Here is a 9,652-nt window from a genome sequence, read left to right as displayed (position 1 = left end):
TCATGGCAGGAAGCCACCACCACCGGCCGGTTCGCCGGCAAGACCGTCATCGTCACCGGTGCCGCCTCCGGCATCGGCCAGGCCACCGCCCTGCGGATCGCCAGGGAAGGCGGCCGCGTCATCGCCGCCGACATCAGCAAGGAACGCCTGGATGACCTCGTGGCCGAGAACGCCGGCCTGGACCTGGTCCCGGTGGCCGGCGACATCTCCACCGAGGAGACCGTGGCCGCCGTCGTCGCTGCCGCCGGCGGACGCATCGACGCGCTGGCGAACGTTGCCGGGATCATGGACAACTTCGCCCCGATCCACGAGGTGGACGACGACACCTGGGGCCGTGTCTTCCGGATCAACGTCACCGCCCTGATGCGCCTGACCCGCGCGGTGGTGCCGCTGATGCTGGACGCCGGGACCGGCTCCGTGGTCAACGTCGCCTCCGAGGCCAGCCTGCGCGGGTCCGCCGCCGGCGCCGCCTACACCGCGTCCAAGCACGCCGTCGTGGGCCTGACCAAGAACTCGGCCGTGATGTACGGGCCGAAGGGCCTGCGCTTCAACGCCGTGGCCCCCGGCCCCACCATCACCAACATCGTGGCCAACTGGGGGTCCCAGCTCGCGGCCGAACGCCTCGGCCCGCTGATGCAGGCCACCGTCCCCACGCCCGCCACCGCCGCGCAGCTCGCCGCGTCCATCACGTTCCTGCTCAGCGACGACGGCACCAACATCAACGGCGCCATCCTCGCCTCCGACGGCGGCTGGTCCGCGCTGTAGGGGAGCGGCACCCAGCGCCGGCGGGCGACGGCGGGAGGTCCCGCCGTCGCCCGCTGGATCGGGACCAAATCCGTCCTTGCACCAGCGGATCCGCTGGTGCAAGGACCTCCACACATCCCGGGTGAGTCCGGATTTTAAGTGGACGGGAAGGTGGGCACGTCCTGCCGCCGGCGAGCGGCAATGGATTTGGCACCCAGCCCTGCCAACGCGATGACCAGAGCCAGCAAGATTTTGGAAGCTGCTCCGCCCTCGGGTCCAAGTGTTGCCGCCAGGATTTGCCGACTCATTAACAGCATCTCCTGCAGGTCGCCAGCCAGGATACGGGTCCCCAGGACGTAGTTGACCGAGATGAACAGGGCGGGAACCAACCACAACAGGGCAAGGTTCACGGCCCACACCGCGGTCCGCCGCGCAGGACGCAGGCCGCACCATGCCAGGGCGCAACCAACGAGGATGGCGGGAATCCAGTGAGCGATTGACGGCACTGTGACGGGGACGTTGATGTGCCCAACGAAGCCGACAACCCACTCCACCGTCCACGAAGCGAGCGGCACTGCCATGAGTCCGGCGCCCAATGCCGCCAGGCTCCGTGACCTCGAACAGAGCAGCAGGTGCGCCACGAGGGCCGCAGCGAGGGAGGCGGTCACGCCCGCGAGCAGCCCGGCGAAGTAGAGGCTCGCCATTGCTCCGCCCGTCAAGCCGCCGTCGAGCACTGTGAAGGACTGGACGGCCGCCGTGAACTGAACCACAAGAACGCCGGCCGCCGCGCACCACGTCACCAGTCGTCGTCGGGCGGGAGACCAGATGCGGACCGCGAGTCCGGCCGCTGCACCTCCTACCGTGAGGAGGGCCACGATCGTGGTGAGTTCGTACTGGCTTAGCGGTAGTAACGACATAGGCATCTGGTCTGGAACGACCTCTGCGCCCCACAAGTTCTGCAACGGGAGCTGTGCGCCGGATACCAGCCAAGGGCCCAAGCCGAGCAATCCTGCCAGGATCCCGATCAGCCACCCCCAAGCGGCATCCCCGGCGGGAGTCCGGCTTGGTGGTCTGCTGGGAGCTGCCTGTTCCATCGCTTGATCCGAAAGGCTCACGGAGGCTCCTTGCGTATGAGCGCCCTGGAGGGACGCGCACGAAAAGTAAAGTATCCGTCCAGAATAATACACCGAATGGACTAACCCCCTGGGTCCGATCCACGAGGTGGACGACGACCTCTGGGGCCGCGTGTTCCGGATCAACGTCACGGCCCTCATGCGCCTCACCCACGCAAGCGGACGACGGCGAAGAGCTCCCGCCGTCGTCCGCGGGAACAGCGACGCAATTGAAAATAAATTTTGCATCCTGCCCGGGAACCGGATAAATTGTGAGCTGTGTCACCGACCAGTGGCACAGCTTATGATCTGCGGCGGGAGAGTCCTGCCGGTACGTTCAGCAGGCGCCGTAGGAGCAAATCCTCCCCAGGAATCTCTCAGGCCCACGTACCGCCGCGGCAAGGCAACTCTGGAAAGCAGTCCGGGCAACCGGGCTCACCGACGGTGCAAGTGGCGCGCTGCTATCAGCAGGGCAAAACGGAAACTCTCAGGTCCAATACAGAGCGGGGAGGAACCCGAATCATCGTGGCGTCTTGATGCCACCTGAATTATGGAGTTCCTCTCATGACGGTTCAATCGTCCCCGTCCACCTTCGCAGACCGCCACATCGGCGCCCGCCGCCAGGCCGACATCGACACCATGCTCAAGGCCGTCGGCTACGACAGCGTTGATGGCCTCGTTGACAACGCGGTCCCTGATTCAATCCGCCAGGAAAAGCCCCTCACCCTGGACAGCGCCCTCAGCGAAGTCCAGGTGCTGGCCGAACTGCGCAAGCTCGCCTCCAAGAACAAGACGGCCGTGCAGATGATCGGCCAGGGCTACTACGACACCGTCACCCCGCCGGTGATCCGTCGCAACATCCTCGAAGCCCCCGCCTGGTACACCGCCTACACCCCGTACCAGCCGGAAATCTCCCAGGGACGCCTCGAGGCGCTGCTGAACTTCCAGACCATGGTCCAGGACCTCACCGCGCTCCCGGTCGCCAATGCGTCCCTCCTGGACGAGGCCACCGCGGTTGCCGAGGCCGTGCTTCTCATGCGCCGCGCCAACAAAAACAAGTCCGCTGCCGGGGCCAAGACCGTCCTCGACGCCGACTGCCTCCCGCAGACCATTGCCATCGTCAGGGGCCGAGCGGAGGCGCTGGGCTTCGAGGTGCAGGTCGCTGACCTCTCCGCCGGTCTGCCCGACGGCGACATCAACGGTCTCGTCCTCCAGCAGCCGGGCGTCTCCGGCCGGGCGTGGGACCAGTCCGGCGTGATCGCGGAGGCCAAAGAACGCGGCGCACTGGTCACCGTGGCGGCGGATCTGCTTGCCCTGACCCTGATCACTCCTCCGGGCGAGCAGGGGGCGGACATCGCCGTCGGCTCCACCCAGCGCCTGGGCGTGCCGCTGTTCTTCGGCGGCCCGCACGCCGCGTACATGGCGGTGCGCGAGGGCATGGAACGCACACTCCCCGGCCGCATCGTCGGCGTCTCCAAAGACAACGCCGGCGTCCCGGCGTACCGCCTGGCCCTGCAGACCCGCGAGCAGCACATCCGCCGCGAGAAGGCCACGTCCAACATCTGCACCGCGCAGGCACTGCTGGCCATCGTGTCCTCGTTCTACGCCGTCTACCACGGCCCGGACGGACTGAAGGCGATCGCCGAGACCGTCCACAACAACACCCGCGCCCTCGCCGCCACGCTGAAGATCGCCGGCCGGGAACTGGCGAGCGAGTCCTTCTTCGACACCCTCACGGTACGCGTCCCCGGCAAGGCCGCCAAGGTCATCGCCGCCGCCGAGGCCCGTGGCATCAACCTGCGGCTCATCGACGCGGACACAGTTGGCGTGTCCGTCGATGAAACCACGACGCCGGAGGTCCTCTCCGCGGTCGTCGTCGCCTTTGGCGCCGGTCCGGTGGTGGAGGCCAAGGGCTTCGAGCTGCCCGGGAGGGTGCTGCGCACCTCCGACTTCCTGCAGCACCCGGTCTTCAACACGCACCGCTCCGAAACCCAGCTGCTGCGCTACATCCGCAAGCTCTCGGACCGCGACCTCGCCCTGGACCGCACCATGATCCCGCTGGGCTCCTGCACCATGAAGCTGAACGCCACCGCCGAGATGGAAGCGATCTCCTGGCCGGAGTTCGCCTCCATCCACCCGTTCGCCCCGGACTCCCAGACCGAGGGCTGGCGGGAACTCGTCAGCGGCCTCGAAGCTGACCTCGCCGAAATCACGGGATACGACCAGGTCTCGATCCAGCCGAACGCCGGCTCCCAGGGCGAGCTCGCCGGGCTGCTGGCCATCCGCGGCTACCACCACTCCCGCGGCGATGCCCAGCGCAACGTCTGCCTGATCCCGGCCTCCGCGCACGGCACGAACGCGGCCTCGGCCGTGCTGGCCGGCATGAAGGTCGTGGTCGTGGCCACGGCTTCGGACGGCACGATCGACCACGCGGACCTGACCGCCAAGATCGAGCTGCACAAGGATGCGCTGTCCTGCATCATGATCACCTACCCGTCCACCCACGGGGTGTACGACGCCGACGTCCGCGAGGTCTGCGACGCGATCCACGCCGTCGGCGGCCAGGTCTACGTCGACGGCGCCAACCTCAACGCCCTGGTCGGGCTGGCCCAGCCGGGCAAGTTTGGCGGTGACGTCTCGCACCTGAACCTGCACAAGACCTTCTGCATCCCTCACGGCGGCGGCGGACCGGGCGTTGGCCCGGTTGCTGCAAAGGCCCACCTGGCGCCGTTCATGCCGGGGGACGCGAACAAGGTCGAACCGGGAAAGGGAGTTGCCATCTCCGCTTCGCGTTACGGATCCGCCGGTGTGCTGCCGATCTCCTGGGCGTACGTGAAGTTGATGGGCGGCCAGGGCCTCACCGAGGCCACCAAGTCCGCGCTGCTCGCGGCGAACTACATCGCATCCCGGCTGGATGAGCACTTCCCGGTTCTCTACACGGGGGAGAGCGGCCTGGTGGCGCACGAGTGCATCCTGGATTTGCGGGAACTCACGGCCAGGACCGGCGTCACCGCTGAGGACGTGGCCAAGCGCCTCATCGACTTCGGCTTCCACGCCCCCACCCTGTCCTTCCCCGTGGCGGGCACCCTCATGGTGGAGCCCACCGAGTCCGAGGACCTTGCGGAGATCGACCGCTTCATCGAGGCGATGATCACCATCCGCCAGGAGATCGACCAGGTCTCCAACGGCGATTTCACGGTGGAGAACTCCCCGCTGCGCAACGCACCCCACACGGCAGCCGCCGTCGTCAGCACTGACTGGACCCGCGAGTACCCGCGTGAGCAGGCCGCATTCCCCGTCCACACACTCAGGCAGGACAAGTACTTCCCGCCGGTCGGACGCATCGACGGCGCCGCCGGGGACCGCAACCTGGTCTGCTCCTGCCCGCCGCTTTCCGAATTCGAGAACTAAGGATTTCCTGATGAGTGAGAACTACACCGCTCTCTACGAGCAGCACAAAAAAGCCGGCGCCTCCTTCACGGACTTCGGCGGCTGGCAGATGCCGCTGAAGTACGAATCGGAACTCGCCGAGCACCACGCTGTCCGCAACGCCGCGGGCCTGTTCGACCTCTCCCACATGGGCGAAGTCTGGGTCACCGGCCCGGACGCCGCGGCGTTCCTCGACTACGCCCTGGCCGGGAAGCTGTCGGCCGTGGCCGTCGGCAAGGCGAAGTACTCGCTGATCTGCCAGGAAGACGGCGGCATCATCGATGACCTCATCTCCTACCGCCGCGGTGAGGACAAGTACCTGGTGGTCCCCAACGCAGGCAACGCCAAGGTCGTGGCCGCGGCACTGGCCGAAAGGGCCGGTTCTGCCCAAGAAAGCGGGTTCGACGTGACGGTGGAAGACGTTTCCGCCGAGATCTCGCTGATCGCCGTCCAGGGCCCGAACGCCGAAGCCATCCTGCTGACGCTGGTCCCGGCCGAGCAGCATGTCCTGGTCACCGAGCTGAAGTACTACGCTGCGGTTGAGGTTCAGATCAACGGACAAGATCTGCTCCTCGCCCGCACCGGTTACACCGGCGAGGACGGCTTCGAGATCTACATCTCGAACGAGGATGCGGCAGGTCTCTGGGAAGCACTGCTGGAAACCGGTGCCAGCCACGGGCTTATCCCGGCCGGCCTGGCTTGCCGTGACTCGCTGCGTTTGGAAGCCGGCATGCCGCTCTATGGCAACGAACTCTCCCGCGAAGGCAACCCGTACGCAGCAGGCCTGGGCCCGGTCGTCTCGCTCGCCAAGGAGTCGGACTTCGTCGGCAAGGCCGCCCTGAGCGAGCTCAAGGCAGCCGGCGCAGGCTCCACGACCGGCCGCAAACTCGTCGGGCTCAAGGGCCTCGGACGCCGTGCCGCCCGCAGCCACTACCCGGTCCTCAAGGACGGCAACGTCGTCGGCGAAGTGACCTCCGGACAGCCCAGCCCCACCCTCGGCTACCCGGTCGCGATGGCCTACGTCGACATCGAACACGCCGCACCGGGCACAGCCCTGGACATTGACCTCCGCGGCAAGACGGAGCCTTTCGAAGTCGTCGCACTGCCGTTCTACAAGCGCCAAAAGTAGCCGGCCGCCGCTGGCTGAGCCTGCCGAAACCACATACGAACTTAAGGATTGAGATAAATGAGCAAAGTTGTAGCCGAACTGAAGTACTCCGCTGAACACGAGTGGGTTGCTGCCGACGGATCTGGCCCTGCAGGAATTGGGATTTCGGCCGTGGCCGCCGACGCCCTGGGCGACATCGTCTACGTGGACCTGCCCGAGGTCGGTTCCGCGGTGACCGCGGGGGAGACCTGCGGCGAGGTCGAGTCGACCAAGTCCGTCTCGGACCTCTACGCACCCGTCACTGGCGAGGTGGTGGAGATCAATGACGCCGTCGTTTCCGATCCGGCGCTGATCAACAGCGATCCGTACGGGGCCGGCTGGTTGTTCAAGGTCGCGGTGACCGAAGAAGGCCCACTGATGTCGGCGGAAGAGTACGCGTCCAAGAACGGCGGCGAGCTGTGAGCCCCTCAACGGGGATTGCCCCGTTTGAGCAGGTCGTCTCCGCGAGCTTGGACGCGGAGCTGTCCGCGCTGGATCCGGAGATCGCCGCGAAGATCGACGCCGAGCTGTCCCGGCAGCGTGACGGTTTGGAAATGATCGCCTCGGAGAACCACACCGCCAAAGCCGTGATGCAGGCGCAGGGTTCCGTGTTGACGAACAAGTATGCCGAGGGCTACCCGGGCAAGCGCTATTACGGTGGCTGCGAGCACGTTGATGTGATCGAACAGCTCGCGATCGATCGGGTCAAGGCCCTGTTCGGTGCCGGGCACGCGAACGTGCAGCCGCATTCCGGCGCGCAGGCCAACGCCTCGGTGATGCACGCCCTGATCCGGCCGGGCGACACCATCATGGGCCTGAACCTGGCCCACGGCGGGCACCTGACGCACGGCATGCGGATCAACTTCTCCGGCCGGCTGTACAACGTGATCCCGTATCAGGTCCGTGAGGAGGACCACCGGATCGACATGGCCGAGGTCGAGGCCCTGGCCCTGGAGCACAAGCCGGCGCTGATCGTTGCCGGCTGGTCCGCGTACGCCCGGCAGCTGGACTTCGCCGAGTTCCGCCGGATCGCCGACTCGGTGGGCGCGTACCTGATGGTGGACATGGCGCACTTCGCCGGCCTCGTCGCGGCAGGGCTGCACCCGTCCCCGGTCCCGCACGCGCACGTCACCACCTCCACCACGCACAAGACCCTTGCCGGTCCGCGCGGCGGCATCATCCTGTCCAACGACGCCGAGATCGCCAAGAAGATCAACTCCGCGGTGTTCCCCGGCCAGCAGGGCGGGCCGCTGGAGCACGTCATCGCCGGCAAAGCCGTGGCGTTCAAGATCGCCGCGTCCGAGGAGTTCAGGGAGCGCCAGGAACGTGTCCTGGCCGGCGCCCGGATCCTCGCCGAGCGCCTGGTCCAGCCGGACGTGACCGCCAAGGGCATCAACGTGATCTCCGGCGGCACCGACGTGCACCTGGTCCTGGTGGACCTGCGCGAGTGTGAGCTGAACGGGCAGGAAGCCGAGGACCGCCTCGCGGCGATCGACATCACGGTCAACCGCAACGCTGTGCCGTTCGATCCGCGTCCGCCGATGGTCACCTCCGGGCTGCGGATCGGCACCCCGGCGCTGGCGACCCGCGGCTTCGGCGAGGCGGCCTTTACCGAGGTTGCCGACATCATCGCCGAGGCCCTGACCGCCGACGCCGGCGCGGACCTGTCCGGTCTGCGTTCCCGGGTGGAGGCCCTCGCCGCCGCCCACCCGCTCTACCCCTCGGTTGCTAACCTCGCCTAGCGCTCAATGGGCGCATCATCGCACCGGTCCAGGGTCATTGGGGGGCCGGGACCGGTGCGGTGAGCCCCGCCTCTAGTCATTGACCATCATTCTCTTTCTCCGCGGAAGGTACGCATCATGGCAGTTGGAGTCTTCGACCTCTTTTCCATCGGAATAGGGCCATCCAGTTCCCACACCGTTGGCCCCATGCGGGCCGCCGCCGTGTTTGCTGAAGAACTCAAGGCCCTCGGCAAGCTGGCAGAGGCGGCGTCGCTCCGGGTGGACCTCTACGGCTCCCTCGCCGCGACCGGCCACGGCCACGGCACCATGACCGCCATCCTGCTCGGACTCGAGGGCTTCCACCCCGAGCAGATCCTCCCCGAGGAGGTCGAGGAGCGGCTCGCCGCGATCGCCGAGACCGGCACCCTGCAGCTGGGCGGGGCTGCGCCCCTGCCGTATGGGGTGAAGGACATGGTCCTGCGGCCGCTGACCATCCTGCCACGGCACACCAACGGCATGACCTTCACCGTCTCCGACGCCGAAGGCGAAGTCCTCCACCGCGCCACATTCTTCTCCGTCGGCGGCGGCTTCATTGTCCGCGAGGGCGAGGAGGACGCGGCACTGCAGGAACTCGCGGAATCCAAGAAGGAACTTCCCCTGCCGTTCCGCACGGCCGCCGAACTGCTGGAACACTGCCGGACGACCTCGCTGAGCATCAGCGAGGTGATGCGGATCAACGAAGAGGACAGCCGGACCGAGGCCGAGATCCGCGACGGGCTGCTGCACATCTACTCGGTGATGGAAGGCTGCGTCGAGGTCAGCCTCAAACGCACCGGGCTGCTGCCGGGCGGGCTCAAGGTCCGCCGCCGGGCCCCGGACTGGCACGAACGGCTGATGAAGGAAACCCGCGGACAGGACCCCGACTACCGGGACCCGAAGTACTGGCAGGAATGGGTCAACCTGATCGCCCTGGCCGTAAACGAGGAAAACGCCTCCGGCGGCCGCGTCGTCACCGCCCCCACCAACGGCGCCGCGGGCATCATCCCGGCCGTGCTCTACTACGCGCTGCACTTCGCCCCCGGCATGGACCAGGCCACCCAGGCCGACCGCGACGACACGATTGTCAGGTTCCTGCTGACCGCCGGCGCCATCGGCGTGCTCTACAAGGAGCAGGCCTCGATCTCCGGCGCGGAAGTCGGCTGCCAGGGCGAGGTCGGCTCGGCGTCCTCGATGGCGGCCGCCGGCCTGGCCGAAGTCATGGGCGGCACGCCCCAACAGGTGGAGAACGCCGCGGAAATCGCGATGGAACACAACCTGGGCCTGACCTGCGATCCGATCGGCGGGCTCGTCCAGGTCCCGTGCATCGAACGCAACGCGATCGCCGCCGCCAAGGCCATCAACGCCGCCAAAATGGCGCTCTGGGGCGACGGCACGCACCGGGTCTCCCTGGACGAAGTCATCGTGACCATGCGCGAAACCGGCAAGGACATGAGCTCCAA

The 9,652-nt window shown here is 67.2% G+C and carries 7 protein-coding genes and 2 riboswitches; of the genes, 6 read left to right on the top strand and 1 reads right to left on the bottom strand.

All coding sequences use genetic code 11. The features are described from left to right. Positions 1-765 (top strand): SDR family NAD(P)-dependent oxidoreductase (locus AC1DGD_RS22035; RefSeq protein WP_476858271.1); only part of this gene is annotated, 765 nt, incomplete at its 5' end. A 134-nt stretch (positions 766-899) separates the two neighbouring features. Here the strand turns inward: AC1DGD_RS22035 and AC1DGD_RS22030 are convergent. Next, the gene (locus AC1DGD_RS22030; protein WP_476858270.1) at positions 900-1,661 is read right to left on the bottom strand and encodes a hypothetical protein; all 762 of its coding nucleotides are present in this window, start codon (positions 1,659-1,661) and stop codon (positions 900-902) included. A 500-nt stretch (positions 1,662-2,161) separates the two neighbouring features. Next, a riboswitch (glycine riboswitch) is annotated at positions 2,162-2,259 on the top strand. A 1-nt stretch (position 2,260) separates the two neighbouring features. Then, positions 2,261-2,368, top strand: a riboswitch (glycine riboswitch). Positions 2,369-2,420: 52 nt separating this feature from the next. Here AC1DGD_RS22030 and gcvP point away from each other — a divergent pair. The 5 genes from gcvP to AC1DGD_RS22005 all read left to right on the top strand — a co-directional run. Next, positions 2,421-5,267, top strand: coding sequence for an aminomethyl-transferring glycine dehydrogenase (gene gcvP, locus AC1DGD_RS22025; protein ID WP_476858269.1), 2,847 nt, complete (start codon positions 2,421-2,423; stop codon positions 5,265-5,267). 10 nt (positions 5,268-5,277) lie between these two features. Beyond that, positions 5,278-6,414 (top strand): glycine cleavage system aminomethyltransferase GcvT, encoded by a 1,137-nt coding sequence (gene gcvT, locus AC1DGD_RS22020; RefSeq protein WP_476858268.1) that lies wholly within the window; start codon positions 5,278-5,280, stop codon positions 6,412-6,414. 57 nt (positions 6,415-6,471) lie between these two features. Further along, positions 6,472-6,855, top strand: coding sequence for a glycine cleavage system protein GcvH (gcvH, locus tag AC1DGD_RS22015; protein ID WP_223913460.1), 384 nt, complete (start codon positions 6,472-6,474; stop codon positions 6,853-6,855). Beyond that, entirely contained in the window at positions 6,852-8,174 is a 1,323-nt protein-coding gene (glyA, locus tag AC1DGD_RS22010) for a serine hydroxymethyltransferase (RefSeq protein ID WP_476858267.1), read from the top strand. Before gcvH ends, glyA begins: the two co-directional genes overlap by 4 nt. 117 nt (positions 8,175-8,291) lie before the next feature. Next, the coding region (locus AC1DGD_RS22005) for an L-serine ammonia-lyase (RefSeq protein ID WP_476858266.1) at positions 8,292-9,652 on the top strand (1,361 nt) is incomplete at its 3' end.

The sequence above is a fragment of the Arthrobacter sp. 05T45 genome (genome assembly GCF_056395875.1).
Note: the sequence above shows the minus strand (reverse complement) of the source record. Positions and strands in the feature narration are given on the sequence as shown.